The following is a 17,778-nucleotide window of genomic DNA, read 5'->3' as shown; positions in this document are numbered from 1 at the left end:
TCACTCGCTATCGCTTGAAAATAAAAATGCCAGCCTGAAAACTTAGGCTGGCATTCTAACATTGATTGTTACACTTTGCGCGGATTACGCAGCAGCATCATTTTTCGCCAGTTTTGCATCATTCTCATCACGCAGTACTCGGCGCAAGATTTTTCCGACGTTGGTCTTGGGTAGATCTTCGCGAAACTCAATCAGCTTGGGCACTTTATAACCGGTGAGATGCTGACGACAGTGGTTGATGATTTCTTCTTTGGTCAAACTTGGATCACGCTTCACCACGTAAATTTTCACCACTTCACCAGAAACTTCATGTGCTTGACCAATGGCAGCCACTTCCAGCACTTTGCCATGCAGCGCGACTACGTCTTCAATCTCATTCGGATAGACGTTGAAACCAGAGACTAAAATCATGTCTTTCTTACGATCAACAATGTGTAAAAAGCCCTCTTGATCGAACTTCACCACATCCCCGGTCGATAACCAGCCTTCGCTATTGATCACTTCTTTGGTCGCTTCCGGACGCTGCCAGTACCCCTGCATCACCTGCGGGCCACGCACTTGCAGCTCACCCGTTTCGCTATTAGCTAGGGTCTCGCCTTCGTCGTTGACGATACGAACCTCGGTTGAAGGAACCGGCAGGCCAATTGAACCGTTGTAATCTACTAAGTTATGTGGATAAGCAGCAACCAGAGGGGAACACTCGGTTAATCCGTAACCTTCAAGCAGATAGCAACCTGTGGTTTTTTTCCATTTTTCCGCTACTGCACGCTGCACCGCCATACCACCGCCCACAGCAAGTTTGAGATTGCTGAAGTTCAACTCGTGGAAGTCTTCATTGTTAACCAAGGCATTAAACAGCGTATTGACTCCGGTAATCGCAGTGAAGGGATACTTTTGCAGCTCTTTAATAAAGCCGGGTATGTCTCGAGGATTGGTAATCAGTAGGTTACGCCCACCCATTTCGATAAACAGCAAACAGTTCACGGTCAGCGCAAAAACGTGGTAAAGCGGCAATGCCGTGACCACTAACTCACGCCCTTGACTTAGGACCGGACCATACATGCCTTTGGCTTGCATCACGTTGGCAATCATATTGCGATGGGTCAATATTGCGCCCTTGGCTACGCCTGTCGTGCCACCTGTGTATTGCAAAAAGGCGATGTCATCACCAGTCATAAACGGTTTGACGTACTGTAGGCGACGCCCTTTGTGCAGCGCTTTGCGCATTGAGATCGCCCCGGGCAAATCATACTTAGGCACCATGCCTTTGACGTATTTGACGACAAAATCAACAATGGTACCTTTCGCACGTGGTAACATTTGTCCCAAACTGGTCAAAACCACGTGTTTCACTGACGTATTATCAACGATTTGCTCAAGCGTGTTGGCAAAGTTGGAGACAATCACAATCGCTTTGGCACCAGAGTCGTTTAACTGGTGCTCCAGCTCTCGAGGAGTGTAAAGAGGGTTGACGTTGACCGCGATAAGACCGGCGCGCAACACACCAAACAGCGCCACTGGGTATTGCAACAGGTTTGGCATCATCAAGGCCACACGATCGCCTTTTTTCAGCTTGAGCTCGTTTTGCAGATAGGCAGAAAAAGCACGGCTGCGCTCTTCTAATTTGCGAAACGTCATCACCGAACCCATGTTCATGAACGCAGGTTGGTCGGCATACTTTTGCACCGATTGCTCAAACATTTCCACCAGCGATTCATACTGGTCTGGGTTGATGGTTTCAGGTACGTCACTTGGATAACGTGAAAGCCATGGTTTTTCCACGATGTTACTCCTCGTCAATAGCTGGCTAACGAAAGACTTTTGTCTTGCGCAATAGCGTCCTTTCTTATTTTGTTCGCTATTACAGCACAGCCGTTATGCTTGAGCACGAAACTCTCAAACACTTGTTTAAATTTTGTTAACTACACCAAGAATTCGCTGAGCCACTTCGAGTGATTGCTCTAAGTGACAGTGATGGCCGCCCGCAACTGTCGCAATTTTTGCAGGATTGTTCACATTTAGGTGGCTGAAGTCCTTAAGCTCGCGAAAGCCATTTTCGCCTAATATGATCAGATGAAAACACGAGATCAGCCCTAAAATTGTTTCGGCATGCTTGCGGGACATACGATAGAGCGAGTCGCATTTCAATTTTGCATCATGCCGCCACAGCCAAATGCCTTGCTGTTCAATTACTGAACGCTCGACGATCGGCCGTAGCAGATCCGGAGAAAGCTGATTTGCCATCACGCGAAGGCGTAGTGCCTCATCAAAACTGGCGAGATTACGGGAGGGTTTGGTACGCAAACGATTACGGCTGAGCACCCCTTGTCTGAGCCTTTGAACCGCATTGTGCGGGGGTTCAGCCAAAGGCCCGTAACCTTCTATCTGAACCAGTGCATCCACCTGTTCAGCAAAGGCGGCACTATAGCAACTTGCAATCAATGCACCAAGAGAATGGCCGACTAACAGCAGTCTGTTTGGCGATAAAATGCGCAAAAACTGATAAAGATCATCAATGTAATCGTGAAATGGGTAAAAATTGCCCGGTGATTTATGGTCAGAATGCCCATGCCCCGGCAGATCGATCGCACACAGATGCAATTTAGGGCACAAATAATGAAGATGTTGCATAACAGAGAGAAAAGTGGCGGCGTTATCTAACCAGCCATGAATAAAAACGACTGATAAATCAGCCGTTTTTGCATCACCAATCTCAAGTGCCGCGAGGCTCAAGTCCGCCAGCCTATAACGTGATTCACGCATTATTTGACTTCTTTAATGATTTTTCCATCACGAGGGAAATCAAGCGCTTGGCGGCAAGAAATGGAATAACAAGGGGAGAGATAGGTGGAAGTGTCATAAACTCGCACTCGCTCTTCGATAGTCCAGAGTCGGTGACCATAAGCTTGGATGACAGGGAAGACGTAATCATAATCGCCTACTTTGCCTTGTTCTTCGCCGCCAGCTTGCCCGACGACGGTCATAAGACGACCTTGACTGAATGCGACAGGTTCAAGATAGCCCGGAAGGTAAACAACAAAACGGCCATGAGGCTCTTGACCGATATCAGGCTTGCCTTGCTTGCTTATCGGCAGATTAACCAATTCGACTCGCGTTTGGTCTGACAGGTTATCGACTTTGGCGATCACACCGCCAAGACGAACTTCCTCTGCCACTTGGCCTTGCTGCTCAGCAAAGGTTTGGTAATCGGTCAGCACAGACTCACTACGCGCATTGAGATCTTCAGGTAGCGAACTACAGGCACTGACAGTAAAAAGCGCAACCAGTGCGAACAGTAAACGGAACTCTTTTTTCATTTTTCACTCACCTTTAACGTTTCAATCCACATAGCCAGAGCGCTATACAGCACAGCGCTATACGTAGATATCGACCCCCACCAATTGGGCAAGTTCCTCTCTACGCGCTTGATTCATCACATCCATGTACTCTTCCATGGCTCGGCGCGCGCGCCCTTCCGGAAGGTCGTATTGCAACTGGGCACGCTCGACCTCCGCTTGAGAGACTTGACGGATGGAATGGGCCACCGCATCGGCCACCTTGGAAGGTTGTCCGACTTGTTGTTGGCTTTTATTGACCTTTTTACGGCTGCTCTTATTGGTCCGGCCCGTGCCGGGAATAATCGCAGGAGGTAAACCATTAATTGAGGCCATAGCATTCCATCATCATTGTTTAGTGAGTTGGGCAACTACTCTCGCCCAGGCAATTTCTTCCACGCAACGTTATCACGCAGATACACTGGGCTCGACTCTTCAACCGCGACGGTGTTTCCCGCTGCCCATTCGTGACCGGCTAACACCACAATATCTTGCGCATCCGGATAGAGGATGTCGCCTTTTTCAACAGAAATGGTCAATGGGCCCAGCGCATCAGAGTAAGCATCCCAGCCTGTTCCCGCTGTCGTCCAAGTCTGTGCATCGGAGCTTAACTGCGCCGCCAAATCGGCAGGGGGAATAACACACTCGTCATCCACATTCTGCCAACGGCCATCTTCTTGACGCTGGTAACGTCCCCAGTACACTTCGTTCATTCGTGCATCAATCGCCGTCGCCACATGAGTCGCCCCATTTTGACGATAGCTGCCCTGCGCCATCGCCGCCAGTGTCGAAATGCCAATCATGGGCAAATCAGCACCAAACGCTAATCCTTGTGCAATACCAATGCCAATGCGCACTCCGGTAAAACTGCCCGGACCTCGGCCGAATGCCAGCGCATCCAGATCATGCAAAGTCAGCCCAGCTTCTTGCAGCACTTCGTCCACCATAGGTAACACTTTTTTGGTATGGTCACGCGGAGCCACTTCGCTGCGTGAGAAAACTTGCTCACCAACTAGGAGCGCCACAGAACAGTTTTCCGTGGCTGTGTCGATAGCGAGAATTTTTGCGCTCATTTAGTTCTCTGTTTGTTCTGTTAGAAATTGTTGAATGATGTCCAGATCGCGCGTTCTTGGGATCGGAGGCAGACTGGCGAGAAAGACGCCACCATACTCACGGGTCACCAAACGGTTATCACAGATAATCAGTGCGCCGCGATCTTTTTGATCGCGAATTAGACGCCCTACCCCTTGTTTCAAGGTGATAACGGCATCAGGCAACTGGACCTGTTCAAAAGGTTCTCCACCCCGCAAGCGACAATCTTCAATCCGTGCTTTGAGCAAAGGGTCATCAGGTGATGTAAAAGGAAGTTTGTCGATGATAACACAGCTTAACGCATCACCTCTAACATCAATCCCCTCCCAAAAGGCGCCTGTCGCCACCAGTAGCGCGTTACCCAACTGCATAAACTCCGCCAGTGTTTTCTGTTTACTCATTTCGCCTTGCAGCAGCACGGGCAAACTGAGTACCTCGCGAAAACGCTCACCCAGTTCGCGCATCATGCTGTGAGAAGTACAAAGGAAAAAACAGCGCCCTTGGTTCGCTTCAATCAACGGCGCTAACATGTGCACCAGTTTGTCGGCTAAACCGGGGCTATTGGGCTCTGGCAAATAGCGCGGAACACAAAGCCGCGCCTGCTGCTGATAATCAAAAGGGCTAGGCAGTGAGAACTGTTTCACAGGCTTTAGCCCCAATCTTGCGGTGAAATGGCCGAAATCGCTATTGACCGCCAATGTCGCGGAGGTAAAAATCCACGCGCCCTGTTTCATTTCAATCTGCTCGTGGAACTTATCGGCCACCGACAGCGGCGTAATGTGCAAGGTGAAGTGACGAGGAGTGGTATCAAACCAGTAAGAATATCCCGTTACGCTGGTATCACAAACGCGCTCCAAACGCGCTTTGATCAAATTTGCCCGCTCAAAGGCCGTATCAAGCAACTGACAGCGACCAAGTGCTAATTTAAGCACATCAATGGTAAGTTCTAATGCATCGACTAAACGCTCGACTTCACGCTTTATCGATGGTGACTGCAACGCATCACGCCAGTTACCACGAAAGCCGGACTCTCCCAGTACAATGCGCGTATCCATGGAGGTTTGCACCAGCTTTTCGCCCACTTTTTGCAACTGACGCATATCTTTCGCTTCTGTGCGATAAGCAATCTCGATGTCTTTGGCGAGCTCTTGGATCTGTCGGCTTGAGAGTGACTGTCCAAAATATTCGCTGGCAATGTCTGGCAACTGATGCGCTTCATCGAAAATAAACACATCCGCTTCTGGGATCAGCTCGCCAAATCCAGTCTCTTTGATCGCCAAATCGGCAAAAAATAGGTGATGGTTAACCACCACCACATCCGCATCCAGCGCTTTTTTGCGCGCTTTGAGGACAAAGCAATCTTGATAGCTCGGACAATCTTTACCCAGACAATTGTCATTGGTTGAGGTGATGGTCGCAATCAGCGGGCTATCTTCTGGCAAATCATCACAATCCCCCAGATCGCCCGTTTTGGTTTCCGACGACCAACTGCGTACTTTGACTAGTTGGCTCAATTGAGTTGAATCGGCCTCATGATGATGCACTTCCACCATTTGTCGGCTAAGTCTGTCCAAGCAGAGATAATTCGAGCGTCCTTTCAGCAGCGCAACCTGACCATAAAAACCCAACGCATCGATCATCAACGGCAGATCGCGGTGAAAAAGCTGCTCTTGCAAGTTTTTCGATCCAGTACTGATAATGGTTTTCTTGCCGCTCAATAATGCAGGTACAAGATAGGCGAACGTTTTTCCGGTTCCGGTGCCCGCCTCCACCACCAGTTGACTCTTGTCTTGAATCGCCTGGCTGACCGCTTCGGCCATGTCAATTTGCGGCTGACGAGCCTGAAATCCAGGGATGGCTTTGCCTAACGCGCCTTTGGAAGAGAAGGTTTTGGCTATCATTCTGTGTGCTGGTGATGGATAAGTGGGGCTGATTATGGCAGTTTTGCGAAGCCGAGGCGAATCGGATTTGACTCGCCTCGGAGTGATGTTGAATTAATACTGTTAGATTATTTGCGGTTCAGGTAACGGTTTAACCATGCCGGACCGTTAAAATGTTCACCCTCTAAAATGACTTTGGCAGCTTCTGCTGGGGAGGCTCGATTTTGCCACATCTCCGTAATAAGCTCCTCATCGATTTCGTGCTGACCGACCAGAGTCGAGACTCTTTCTAGGTACAGTTTGCGAGCCAATAGATCTTTGTCCATAAGTTACCACCTTGTGTATCGTTTTGACGGCTCTTCTCAGCAATCCTCTTTAGCAAAACGTTTGGCCCAGAGAATATGTTGAAACCAAATTAATAATAGATTATCTATTAGCCTTGTATTGCGGTTTAGCTCACTATTCGACGCCCAAACAATTATTCGTACCATAAAAAAAATTATTCACGGAAGTATCTTAAATATGGAAAAGAAAACACTACTGACTCATTGCTCAGACGCGCCGGGTCTGATCTCGAAAATCACCAACATATGTTACAAACACCAACTTAATATCATTCACAACAATGAGTTCGTAGATAACTCCAGCGGTCATTTTTTCATGCGCACCGAACTGGAAGGATACTTCAACGATCACACCTTTCTCGCCGATCTAGACCAAGCGTTACCAAGCGGAGCAAAACGTAAGTTGGTCAGCTCCGAGCGCAAGCGCATTGTGATTTTGGTGACCAAAGAGGCCCACTGTCTGGGTGATATTCTGATGAAAAACTACGATGGCAGCCTCGATGTCGAGATCGCCGCGGTGGTTGGTAACTACGACAAACTGCAAACCCTGACCGAGCGTTTTGATATTCCATACCATTATGTGTCGCACGAAGGGTTAAGCCGCGAAGAACATGAACAGAAAATGCTAGAGGTGGTTGACCGCTACCAGCCGCATTATCTGGTGCTGGCAAAGTACATGCGCGTCCTGACCCCAGCTTTTGTCGAGAAATACCACCACAAGATCATCAATATTCACCACAGTTTCTTGCCAGCTTTCATCGGTGCCAAGCCTTATCAACAAGCCTATGAGCGCGGCGTCAAGATCATTGGCGCCACTGCCCACTTTGTCACCAATGATTTAGATGAGGGGCCGATCATCAAACAGGACGTTATTCCTGTCGATCACAATTTCAGTGCGCAAGATATGGCGCAGGCCGGACGTGACGTGGAGAAAAATGTCTTGAGCAAAGCGCTGAATAAAGTGCTTAACGACCATGTCTTTGTCTATGGCAACAAGACCGTGATTCTCTAAGATTTGGCTTAGCCGTGAATGAGGGTTGCCAACTGGCAACCCTCTCTTTTTAACGCCCGTTTTGTTCCGATTCAACAATGCGTTTAAGGGAGTGCGGATGAAGCTTAATGCACACACCTTGATATTTGAACGCCACGGTTGGGTTATTTAAGCGCTCCCCGTCCCCTTTCGGGCTCGACAGTTTGACCTTCACACCTAAATCCGCCAACTTGGCGAACTGAGCACCAAAGGCGGGATAGGTATGCTGTAAGTCCTCTAGGTATGCCTCGGTACTTTGCGCATGCGAAGGCACGACAAATTCCACATGCTCCCAACTTTCGCTGGGGTAAGTTTTCCCCGGCGCTGGATATGGTAACTCCAAACAGTCGATTTTCCAGCCACGCGCATGCAATGGTTGCTTGAAGGCGATCACGATAATGGGCCGACCATTGATCATCGCCTCGGAAATGGTCTCGCCATAATCACACCAAGCCAGATGCGCCGCCTTGGCAAGATGTGCCTCATTAATTCGCAGCGCCAGATGATCAGCCTGAGCCAAACTCAAATCGAATTGCAGCAAATCAGCTAAAGACTCAATTTTTTGCATAAAAGCGTCTAAATCTTCAAGCATTTGCACTGGTGTCAGGCGTTTTTCTTCTAGTAATCTATTCATTTTGCTCTCACGAAAGCTTGGATTTTCGGCCTCATAGTAGCAACTCCGTGGTAAAATCGCAGGCATTTTCATCTTGGCGGAAAAAGTCGAAATTTCACCAAATCCTCTCTGTATGATCATCAAGAAAATTGTTATCATTAGCGCCATTTTTGTGAACTCAAACAGAACCCGGCCACTTGCTTTCTGGGTTTTTCGTCCTTGAATTGAAGGAAACGCGTGTGAATATCCAAGCACTTATTAATGACAAAGTATCTCAGGCTCTCGAAGCTGCTGGCGCTCCTGCAGGCAGCCCTGCAGCGGTTCGCCAATCCGCTAAGCCACAATTTGGTGACTACCAAGCCAATGGCGTAATGGGCGTAGCAAAACAACTGGGGACCAACCCTCGAGAATTTGCGCAAAAAGTACTGGATGTTCTAGACCTAGACGGCATTGCAAGCAAAACCGAAATCGCAGGTCCGGGCTTTATTAACATTTTCCTTAGTGAAGAGTTCCTCGCTAAACAAGCCGATGCCGCATTGGCAGATGCACGCCTCGGCGTAGCCGCTGAAGAAGCGAAAACCATCGTAGCCGATTATTCGGCGCCAAACGTGGCCAAAGAGATGCACGTGGGTCACTTGCGCTCAACCATTATTGGCGATGCAGTGGTGCGTACTCTTGAGTTTTTAGGTCACAAAGTGATCCGTGCCAACCACATTGGTGACTGGGGTACTCAGTTCGGTATGCTTATCGCCAACCTCGAGCGCGTGCAGCAAGAGTCTGGCGAAGTTTCTATGGAACTGGCTGACCTTGAAGGCTTCTACCGCGAATCGAAAAAGCTCTACGACGAAGACGAAGCGTTCGCGGTAAAAGCTCGTAGCTATGTGGTTAAACTGCAAAGCGGTGACGAGTTCTGCGCAGAAATGTGGAAGAAGTTGGTGGATGTCACCATGATCCAGAACCAACGCAACTACGACCGCCTCAATGTGTCATTAACATGTGAAAACGTGATGGGCGAAAGCATGTACAACGACATGCTGCCTGGTATTGTGGCCGATCTGAAAGAGAAAGGCTTAGCAGTTGAAGATGACGGCGCGCAAGTGGTGTTTCTTGAGGAGTTCAAGAACAAAGATGGCGAGCCGATGGGCGTGATCATCCAAAAGCGAGATGGCGGCTTCCTCTACACCACCACCGACATCGCGTGTGCCAAGTATCGTTACGAGCAGCTAGGCGCAGATCGCGTACTGTACTTCATCGATTCACGCCAGCATCAGCATTTGATGCAAGCTTGGACTATCGTTCGTAAAGCGGGCTACGTACCTGAATCGGTTTCTCTTGAGCACCACGCGTTCGGCATGATGCTAGGAAAAGATGGTAAGCCATTCAAGACGCGTGCGGGTGGTACGGTTCGTCTGGCCGATTTGCTGGATGAAGCAGAAGTTCGTGCAGCGCAGCTAATCGAATCGAAAAACCCAGAACTCGCAGAAGACGAGAAGAAAGCGATCGCGAACACGGTTGCAATGGCCGCGGTGAAATACGCCGACCTTTCGAAACACCGTACCACGGACTACGTGTTCGATTGGGACAATATGCTAGCGTTCGAAGGTAACACAGCACCTTACATGCAATACGCTTACACTCGCGTAGCCTCTGTATTCGCTAAAGCTGGCGTTTCGATGGATGAGTTACAAGGTGATATCAAGATCACTGACGAGAAAGAAAAAGCGCTGATCGCTAAACTGCTGCAGTTTGAAGAAGCGGTGCAATCTGTGGCGCGTGAAGGTCAGCCACACATCATGTGTAGCTACCTGTTTGAACTGGCGGGTCAGTTCTCTAGCTTCTACGAAGCGTGCCCTATCCTAGTGGCTGAAGACGAAGCGGTGAAGCAAAGCCGCTTGAAACTGGCAGCGCTAACGGCGAAGACCATCAAGCAAGGTTTGTCTCTACTAGGTATTGATACGCTTGAGCGTATGTAAGAGGTTCTAGGTAATTAAGAAAGGTTGACGTGAAAGCGTCAACCTTTTGTTTTATCTGACGTATACTGATTTCACTCTCTTCAAACCGGACAACAATAATGAGTTTTGAACTGCACCCTCAATTAGCAAAAGACACCACTCTCATCGGCCACTTCCCGCTGTGTGTTGCACTGCTACACAAAGACAATGCGGTGCCGTGGGTTATATTGGTACCCAAACGTGCAAACCTAAAAGAACTACACCACCTCCCCATGCAAGAGCAGCAACAGTTTCTGCTCGAATCTCAAGCCGTCAGCCAAGCATTGGAAGCCACTTTTCGCCCAGACAAACTAAATTTAGGGGCATTAGGTAACATGGTACCGCAACTGCACATCCATCATATTGCGCGTTTTCAGACCGATGTCGCCTGGCCCGGCCCAATTTGGGGAAACACGCAAGGTGAGTTCCGCAACGAAGCAGAGCAAGCAGAGATGCTCGAACGCATCCGCAATGTGTTGTCATTGAGCTCACTGTTTCAAAAAGGATAATTCCGCAGGTATGAAAAAAGAGCCGCAGTCGTTGCGGCTCTTTTCTTTATGGTCACATTGTGACGGTGAGAGACAATCCCTCTTTTTGGGTCACCGTATAGCGCACGCGCGTGATGTGATTCGCTTGGTTGGTATCGACTAAGCGACTTATCTTACCTTTCTTGATCCACACGTTAAGCATGGCATCAGCACCGTCATCACTCATGCCAAAGTGTTTGGCTAAATCACGACGAGAAACCATCCCTTGCGCAGCGATATACTGATACAGTTCATCTAAGATCACGCTAATGTTGCCTCTAAGCTGCGCTCTTTTTTACCCACTTGTCTTAGTAGCTGATAGGTCAAGACAAACAGTGAAATAATAGCGACCATCCATACCATACTACGCGCTGGGTGATCGGCTAAGTGAGCCGCTTGATAGTAGAACGTCGCGCCTGAATAGGCTAATCCCATCGTCCACAGGGCGATAAAGCGAGCATAAGGCGCACCAAACTCACGCACATAAGCCCCCATCGCCGCAACACAGGGCGTATAAAGCAAAATAAAGATCAGATAGGCAAACGCGGCGTGGCCAGAAGCGAACTTCGCTTTTAAATTACCAAAAATCGAGGCATCCACGGCTTGCTCTTCCGCAACCGCTGCTGAATCGGACAGATCACCCACTTCAATCCCCAACGGGTCGGAAAAACTCAGGCCCGCTAAATTATCCGGAATGGTCATCACCGCTTCTTTCAAACTGCCTGCCAAATCGTACTCTGCTGCTTCTTCCTCACCGGGCGTAGTGTATAAGCTGTTCAACGTCCCCACCACGGCTTCTTTGGCAAAAATGCCGGTGATAATACCTACGGTTGCGGGCCAATTCTCTTGCGTAATGCCTATCGGTGCAAAAATTGGCGTAACTACCTGCGCCGCTTTCGACAACACAGAGTTTTCACTGTCCTGATTACCAAAACTGCCATCAGTGCCAAGCGAGTTTAGAAAACTGAGAATGGCGACTACCATGACGATGGTCTTCCCTGCCCCCAATACAAAGCGTTTTAGCTTTTGCCATGTTTTTAACAGCACGTTTTGCATCGTCGGGAACTCGTAGTCAGGCATTTCCATCAATAGACTGTCGCTACTGCCAGGATACAGCGTCTTCTTCAAAAACAGTCCGGTAAAAATCGCCGCCACAATGCCAAGCAGGTACAAAGCAAAAACAACGTTCTGACCAGCGCCAGGAAAAAAGGCAGCAGCAAAAAGGGCATAAACGGGCAATCTAGCCCCGCAGGACATAAAAGGGGCCATTGATGCGGCAAGCTTTCGCTCACGTTCTTGATCTAAAGTGCGCGTTGCCATAATTGAAGGCACATTACAGCCAAAGCCCAACACCAGTGGTACAAAAGCCTTACCCGGCAAGCCAATTTTCTGCATCACTTTATCCAGCACAAATGCGGCCCTTGCCATATAGCCAGAGCTTTCTAGCATCGCGAGAAAAAGATACAAACAAGCAATCACTGGAATAAAAGTAGCAACCGTTTGTACGCCGCCACCAATGCCATCGGCTAAAATCGTCACTAGCCATACAGGTAAATGGTCATCAAGCAAGTAATGGCCGCCATCAACCAGTAAAGCCCCTACACCGATGTCAAAGAAATCAATAAAGGCACTGCCGATGTTGATGGAGAACATGAACATCAAATACATGACAACAAAAAAGAAAGGGATGCCGATCCATTTATTGAGGATGAACTGATCCAAGGTCTCGGTGGTGCTGCGACTTAACTTGCCCTCGGTACGACGCACACGCTTGCAGATTTGATGCAAAAACGTATATCTCACATTGGCTACTTGCAAGTCGATATCAAGATCTAGATTACCTTTTTGTACCAAGACTTGATTTCGTTGACCTTCACTAAGGCCATTTAACACTAAGGTATCCGATTCCAGAGCACGAATCGCCAACGCGCGGTAAGCGACTTCAGCACTCGTGAACATAGGCTGTAAATCTTTGATCGCCGCTTCCATCTCGGTGCCGTAATCTAATGCAACGTCGTTTAGCGCTACACCCTGTAACAAAAGTTTATGCAGTTTTTCTTTAAACTGGAGAACTTGTTTGCTATCGGTGGCAGACAGGGTGACCACTGGGCAACCTAACACCTTCTCCAGCTCATCGACGCTGAGCACTTGTCGCTCTCTCTTCAGAGCATCCATTTTGTTCAGCACTACAATCATTGGCCGCCCGAGTTCACGCAGCTGCAAGGTCATATAGAGACTACGTTCAAGACTTGTCGCATCCACAACATTGATAATCAGATCGGCGGGGTGTGTTAATACAGCTCGAGCGGCAATCGATTCATCAATACTGTTACTGTCATTACCGCTGTCGAGTGAATAAATACCAGGCAGATCCGTCAGAGCAAAATCATCTCCGGCGTGCATGTAACGACCAGTTTTTTTCTCAACGGTGACCCCAGCCCAGTTTCCCACTTGCTGTTTTGCACCTGTCAGGCCATTGAACAACGTTGTTTTACCGCTATTCGGATTGCCAACGGTCAGAATTTGATACTGCATTTATTTGCTCTCCACTTCGATCTGCGCGGCAATGTTTTCCCGAACTGCGAGAGAAACACCACGAACTTCGACTTGCAGCGGGTCACCCATCGGCGCGCGGCGTATCAGTCTGATCTCGGTATCTGGCAATATCCCCATCACCATGAGTTTTTTCCTGACATCAATGGAGAGAGAGAGGAAAGCGCACACGGTCGCACGCTGCCCCTGCGCTAATTCGGATAACTTCATGATGGGTCCCTTAATCGGAAATTGAAATGAGAAGGATTATTATTAGTGGTGTAATTTTATCGTTCAATACCCATCGCTATATTGCGTGAAATCAAAGTTTACATTTTTGAAGCCGTAACTTTCGTCAATTTACGCCTCGTCACTTTCGTCAAAACCACCATCCGTATTCAAACTTTAAATTGGCAATATTTTTACATTTCCGCAAAATAAAATAGTAAATCATTTATTTTCAATAAGTTAACAGGCTAACGATCAGAATGTCGTATTAGTCAGGTAATGATGGCGTTATTTTTATAAAGAAAATAAGTGAGTTCTCATATAGTGAATCCATCGAGAGCACGTTCTCTCAGAAATTCCAGAGGTGACGCGATTTACTCGTGTCACTCCGGCAGCAAGCGAAGGTGTCATTGACACCCGTGGTATAGTCCCCCCGGCTATACCACGATATTTTTTTCTCCTCTCATCACTTCTCAAACACGCTCAATTCTTTATTGCACGCTTCTAACTACGCTTCATTAGTCGTGTCATTGATTTCTGTAAGATATTGTTGCACCAGACCGCTGTTTCTCAGCCCATCAACGTTCTGCCGCTAGTCTGAGCCAACAAACTAGCCCTCAATCATTAGCATTAGCATTAGCGAAAGTTGCCAAAAGTAGTGGTGCGTTGATTAATCTTGCTCTTGTTGGTGCGTTGCAAATTTTGAAGGGGATAATCCGAAATGTATTTTAAACCGTTGGCTAAAATAGGAAGGATCGTTAAAACCAGAAGAAAAAGCGACATCGGCAATTTTCTCGCCAGCAAGTAGGCTTTCACACGCACGCTCTAAACGTACTTCGGTAAGATAATCTTTAAACGTTCTTCCACTGGCTGACTTGAAGCGGCGCTGTAAACTTCGCTCCGAAACATACAACATCTTCGCTGCCATAGCAGTACCAAATTCCGCGTCTTGATAGTGTTCTGCGACCAGACTTTCTACTTTGTTTAGCCAGTCGAGTTCTGGCGTTGCTGGCGACTTTATTTCTTCCATGCCAGGCAGCAGCGGCGCGGGTAAATAATCGAACTCAGGCGCTTTTAGCCAACAAAGATGCAATTTATTGCGGGCATCACCGATAAAGGCACTAAATTGACCACCGCTGGCTGCAACCAACGCGGGTACGTTTTCAATACTTAGGTCTATCTGAGTTTTACTTCCCACGCTGCTGCTTAGAGCGTCACCAGATAAGCTCAAAGGCAGTGCATTTCCGTAGTCAATAAATGACAACTCCGCATATTGCTCTGCTTCTCGCAGGTGAATTTCCAACGTCTGCCCGCGGTAGGTTCGCCGCACGACGCTGGCGAGAATGCTGTTCAAGATCACATCCAAATTGAAACAATCAACCGTGATTCTGACATTGGCTTGCACTTGACTCATATCAACCGTGATACCCGCTTTAGTCAGATCATCAAACCATACGGCAACCACAGAGTGTATAACTTGGCTTAGATTGTACTGCTGAAGCGCGTTTTCCTCGGACCCGTTAGGGGAACTGAGCAGCTCATCCAACTGCATGTGAATTTTATTCAGATGATCACGGCTATCTCCCTCCAACAGAACGTCAGGCTGAGGAATAATCGTATTTAAGCTAGATTTCACCGACTTAGCTACGTGATCCACCAAGAGATTGCGTACTTGTATCTGTTTACGCAACTGTTGGTTGCTGTTGAGCAGCACTCGGCTCTGATGTCGCAACTGATTGGTTTTCAAGGCAACTTGGGCCATTAACTCACGGTTGTGTGCCATTACATAGCGCGAACGCCAAACAAACAGCAGAGCGACAAGCGCAAACGAAGAGAACGCAAACAACAACCAGGCAACTTTGGTTAGATACCAAGGCTCTTCGACGACAAAATGAATCGATGCCCCAGGTATGTTTCCTTGCGCCGCTTTCACTTCTAGTTGATAAGAGCCTGGCGAGAGATGCTCAAAAGCGATTTGGCCCGCTTCTGTGGCTTGCCACTTATCTTGATTCAAACGGTAATAGAGTGACTGGTTATATGCAACGGGCATAACGCCAAGCATAAAACTGACCGAAGCACCATAGGGAATAAGCTCAGGAACGGATTGATGATAGCCTGTAACCAGCACTTGGTTATCGACCCGCATTTGGCTGATCACCGGCTGTACAGGGGGGAGTTTTGAAATCAACAGCTCTTGACGATTAACAAACAATAGCCCCTCTTTAGAACCAAACAGCAGTTGCCCAAGAGCGCCCTCATTCAGCGCGCTCGACGCGCACACACCTTGTAAAAACTCGTTACTTAGAATCCCGTTCGGTTCACCAAAATGCTTAACTAGCTCTCCGGCAAAATTGTAAAAACTCAACCCTACCGAACTTGACATCCAAATCCCTTCTTTATCTGGAATTAAACAAGCTGGCCTGACGTTTTCTTGTGGTAAAGGAAGTTCGATAAAAGTGTTGTCACCTCTACGTTTACGATAGAGCCCATACGAACCTGCCAACCAAAGGGTCTCGTCCATAGCACGGACTATATCAATGCTTTCGCCCAGCACAGAACTGCTACGATCAAAGCGGATTTTATTCTCCGCCAAAGTGTAAGCACCGTGATCCGTGCGAACAACCAGACGCTCTCCCGTATCGACTTCAAGACCGAGGATCTGTGCAGGTAAGTAAGTAGGTACTATCCATCTGTCGCCATAATCTTTAAGTTGTTGCGTAACTACGTCTAAAGCAAACAAGCGATAGCCACCGTTAAACCACACCGTGCCTTGCTGATCGATGGCAATATAATCAATAGGCTTACCCGCCAGTTCTGCAACTGACTCGTTTTGTCTGACGCGTTGCTCAGCGATATCGTAGATGACAACTCCTTTATCTGTTGCAATCCAAGCTTGCTGACGAGCAATAGCGAAGTCGTTGACTTTCCCCGGTAGATGGATAGGTGTGAGCACGCGTTCTGCGTCCATACGATAAAGAGTTTGTCCATCTTGCAGCCACAGCCCCTCAGAAGAATCATACAGCGCTTTGTGGATGTTTCCCGTCAATCGGTTCATATTCCCAGCCGAGAAAGGATTAAACCGTTCAAACTTACGACTAAATAGAGAGTGATAAAGCAAACCTGCATTGGTTGCGATCCAGATGCCACCGCTGCCATCATTCACCAGTGCGTAGATCTTCCTTTTTGCTAAGTCAGTTCCTTGATGCGCAGAAGATTGGACTGGCGTGACTTGCCCATCCAGAAATGAATAGCTAAACAACCCATGTTCTGTTCCTACCCAATATTCTTGGCTTGTTTCGCTGATGGAAAGTACATGCGAGTCCCCAATCGTCACTTCTTGTTGCAACGGTTGGAAAATATTCACTAATACCGCTCCACGCATAGTGCCCACTAACAGCTCGCGGCGGGTATCGGAAAAATAGAGTTTCGAGACCGTATGCTTACCCGACGCCTTGATGTGGGTAAACTGCTTGTCTTGCGAGAGATAAGCTCCTGCGGTTGTACCCAACACCCATTTACTGAGTACACGCTGCGCATCATTGATATAGACGTAACTACTATGATTGTTTTGATAAAGTGATAACAGCGAGTAAGTATCAAGCAGACCACTTTCTACGTTATAGGTGTAAAAATTTATCCCGTCACTGACCCAAATATACTGGTCTGAACTACCGATTTTGCGAATTTGCGCACCAGGGCTGAGGCTAAACACTAAAGAGCGCTTACGATTTGGATAAGTTTGAAAGACCTCATTGTCGACAAAAGTCCAGAAACTCCCCTCACGAAAGGCGACTTGTTCGGCGTTGAACTCTAAAAGGCTACCTTTTTTGGGAAGCACCGTGTTGCCATCGTAGAACTGAACCCGGCCATGAACATCATGGATCCACAGCCCACCCTCTTTACCAATAAAAAGGTTTTTGGCAGCCACAAAGGTTCCCTGCTCCTGTCCGGGCAGTGGATAAAAAATAACAGATTGGCCATTTTCAGCTTGTGCTACCCACGGCAACACAAGCCCAAATAGTATGAGGGCCAGTATACGGAGCAAGAGAAAATTCCTTTCATACGTCAGGTCATCAACCGGACATTCATCAGCAATGGTGTTTTTTTGAGCTGATAATTATCTAGTATGATATATCAATTCCGAGCTGATGAAAGGCTGATAGCATCAACTTGCGCTATTTTTCTTGTTAGATCACGTAAACTGGT

The 17,778-nt window shown here is 48.0% G+C and carries 15 protein-coding genes; 3 read left to right on the top strand and 12 right to left on the bottom strand.

Going from position 1 to position 17,778, the window contains the following annotated elements:
• Positions 1-84: 84 nt before the first annotated feature.
• The 7 genes from fadD to EA26_RS05020 all read right to left on the bottom strand — a co-directional run bounded on the left by fadD (position 85) and on the right by EA26_RS05020 (position 6,633).
• The gene (fadD, locus tag EA26_RS05050) at positions 85-1,782 is read right to left on the bottom strand and encodes a long-chain-fatty-acid--CoA ligase FadD (RefSeq protein ID WP_039424867.1); all 1,698 of its coding nucleotides are present in this window, start codon (positions 1,780-1,782) and stop codon (positions 85-87) included.
• Positions 1,783-1,908: 126 nt separating this feature from the next.
• Complete coding sequence (locus tag EA26_RS05045; protein WP_039424864.1) at positions 1,909-2,763, bottom strand: alpha/beta hydrolase; 855 nt, start codon at positions 2,761-2,763, stop codon at positions 1,909-1,911.
• On the bottom strand, positions 2,763-3,317 hold the full coding sequence (locus EA26_RS05040) for a Slp family lipoprotein (protein ID WP_039424862.1): 555 nt from the start codon (positions 3,315-3,317) through the stop codon (positions 2,763-2,765). The genes EA26_RS05045 and EA26_RS05040 overlap by 1 nt, the downstream gene beginning before the upstream one ends.
• Positions 3,318-3,374: 57 nt before the next feature.
• Entirely contained in the window at positions 3,375-3,671 is a 297-nt protein-coding gene (locus EA26_RS05035; protein WP_039424859.1) for a hypothetical protein, read from the bottom strand.
• A 35-nt stretch (positions 3,672-3,706) separates the two neighbouring features.
• A complete protein-coding gene (gene tsaB, locus EA26_RS05030) occupies positions 3,707-4,408 on the bottom strand; it encodes a tRNA (adenosine(37)-N6)-threonylcarbamoyltransferase complex dimerization subunit type 1 TsaB (RefSeq protein WP_039424856.1) in 702 nt (233 codons plus the stop codon).
• Entirely contained in the window at positions 4,409-6,328 is a 1,920-nt protein-coding gene (yoaA, locus tag EA26_RS05025) for a DNA repair helicase YoaA (protein WP_039424853.1), read from the bottom strand.
• Positions 6,329-6,435: 107 nt separating this feature from the next.
• Complete coding sequence (locus tag EA26_RS05020) at positions 6,436-6,633, bottom strand: hypothetical protein (protein ID WP_039424851.1); 198 nt, start codon at positions 6,631-6,633, stop codon at positions 6,436-6,438.
• 196 nt (positions 6,634-6,829) lie between these two features.
• Between EA26_RS05020 and purU the strand changes: the two genes are divergently transcribed.
• Positions 6,830-7,663, top strand: a complete 834-nt coding sequence (gene purU, locus EA26_RS05015; RefSeq protein WP_039424849.1) for a formyltetrahydrofolate deformylase — start codon at positions 6,830-6,832, stop codon at positions 7,661-7,663.
• A gap of 49 nt (positions 7,664-7,712) precedes the next feature.
• Here the strand turns inward: purU and EA26_RS05010 are convergent, their stop codons facing one another.
• A complete protein-coding gene (locus tag EA26_RS05010) occupies positions 7,713-8,315 on the bottom strand; it encodes a VOC family protein (protein WP_039428781.1) in 603 nt (200 codons plus the stop codon).
• A 218-nt stretch (positions 8,316-8,533) separates the two neighbouring features.
• Between EA26_RS05010 and argS the strand changes: the two genes are divergently transcribed.
• Positions 8,534-10,267 (top strand): arginine--tRNA ligase, encoded by a 1,734-nt coding sequence (gene argS, locus EA26_RS05005; RefSeq protein ID WP_039424846.1) that lies wholly within the window; start codon positions 8,534-8,536, stop codon positions 10,265-10,267.
• A gap of 98 nt (positions 10,268-10,365) precedes the next feature.
• Positions 10,366-10,794 carry an HIT family protein gene (locus tag EA26_RS05000; RefSeq protein WP_039424844.1) on the top strand — a complete coding sequence of 143 codons (429 nt, stop codon included), beginning with the start codon at positions 10,366-10,368 and terminating at the stop codon, positions 10,792-10,794.
• Between the two features lie 52 nt (positions 10,795-10,846).
• On the opposite strand, the gene EA26_RS04995 is transcribed toward EA26_RS05000, so the two are convergent.
• The 4 genes from EA26_RS04995 to EA26_RS04980 form a co-directional block, all read right to left on the bottom strand.
• Complete coding sequence (locus EA26_RS04995; RefSeq protein ID WP_039424842.1) at positions 10,847-11,077, bottom strand: FeoC-like transcriptional regulator; 231 nt, start codon at positions 11,075-11,077, stop codon at positions 10,847-10,849.
• Positions 11,074-13,347 (bottom strand): Fe(2+) transporter permease subunit FeoB, encoded by a 2,274-nt coding sequence (gene feoB, locus EA26_RS04990; protein WP_039424840.1) that lies wholly within the window; start codon positions 13,345-13,347, stop codon positions 11,074-11,076. Before feoB ends, EA26_RS04995 begins: the two co-directional genes overlap by 4 nt.
• Positions 13,348-13,575, bottom strand: coding sequence for a FeoA family protein (locus tag EA26_RS04985; protein WP_039424838.1), 228 nt, complete (start codon positions 13,573-13,575; stop codon positions 13,348-13,350).
• Positions 13,576-14,242: 667 nt separating this feature from the next.
• Entirely contained in the window at positions 14,243-17,617 is a 3,375-nt protein-coding gene (locus tag EA26_RS04980; RefSeq protein ID WP_039424836.1) for an AraC family transcriptional regulator, read from the bottom strand.
• Between the last annotated feature and the right edge of the window lie 161 nt (positions 17,618-17,778).

This window comes from Vibrio navarrensis, assembly GCF_000764325.1.
Taxonomy (GTDB): Bacteria; Pseudomonadota; Gammaproteobacteria; order Enterobacterales; family Vibrionaceae; genus Vibrio; species Vibrio navarrensis.
The sequence above is the reverse complement of the archived record's forward strand: the minus strand, read 5'-3'. Positions and strand labels throughout refer to the sequence as shown.

What these genes read in the sequence shown, in the direction of transcription:
- EA26_RS05045 (WP_039424864.1), bottom strand. Translation starts at nt 2,763, where the DNA reads ATGCGTGAATCACGTTATAGGCTGGCGGACTTGAGCCTCGCGGCACTT.
- EA26_RS05040 (WP_039424862.1), bottom strand. Translation starts at nt 3,317, where the DNA reads ATGAAAAAAGAGTTCCGTTTACTGTTCGCACTGGTTGCGCTTTTTACT.
- EA26_RS05035 (WP_039424859.1), bottom strand. Translation starts at nt 3,671, where the DNA reads ATGGCCTCAATTAATGGTTTACCTCCTGCGATTATTCCCGGCACGGGC.
- tsaB (WP_039424856.1), bottom strand. Translation starts at nt 4,408, where the DNA reads ATGAGCGCAAAAATTCTCGCTATCGACACAGCCACGGAAAACTGTTCT.
- yoaA (WP_039424853.1), bottom strand. Translation starts at nt 6,328, where the DNA reads ATGATAGCCAAAACCTTCTCTTCCAAAGGCGCGTTAGGCAAAGCCATC.
- EA26_RS05020 (WP_039424851.1), bottom strand. Translation starts at nt 6,633, where the DNA reads ATGGACAAAGATCTATTGGCTCGCAAACTGTACCTAGAAAGAGTCTCG.
- purU (WP_039424849.1), top strand. Translation starts at nt 6,830, where the DNA reads ATGGAAAAGAAAACACTACTGACTCATTGCTCAGACGCGCCGGGTCTG.
- EA26_RS05010 (WP_039428781.1), bottom strand. Translation starts at nt 8,315, where the DNA reads ATGAATAGATTACTAGAAGAAAAACGCCTGACACCAGTGCAAATGCTT.
- EA26_RS05000 (WP_039424844.1), top strand. Translation starts at nt 10,366, where the DNA reads ATGAGTTTTGAACTGCACCCTCAATTAGCAAAAGACACCACTCTCATC.
- feoB (WP_039424840.1), bottom strand. Translation starts at nt 13,347, where the DNA reads ATGCAGTATCAAATTCTGACCGTTGGCAATCCGAATAGCGGTAAAACA.
- EA26_RS04985 (WP_039424838.1), bottom strand. Translation starts at nt 13,575, where the DNA reads ATGAAGTTATCCGAATTAGCGCAGGGGCAGCGTGCGACCGTGTGCGCT.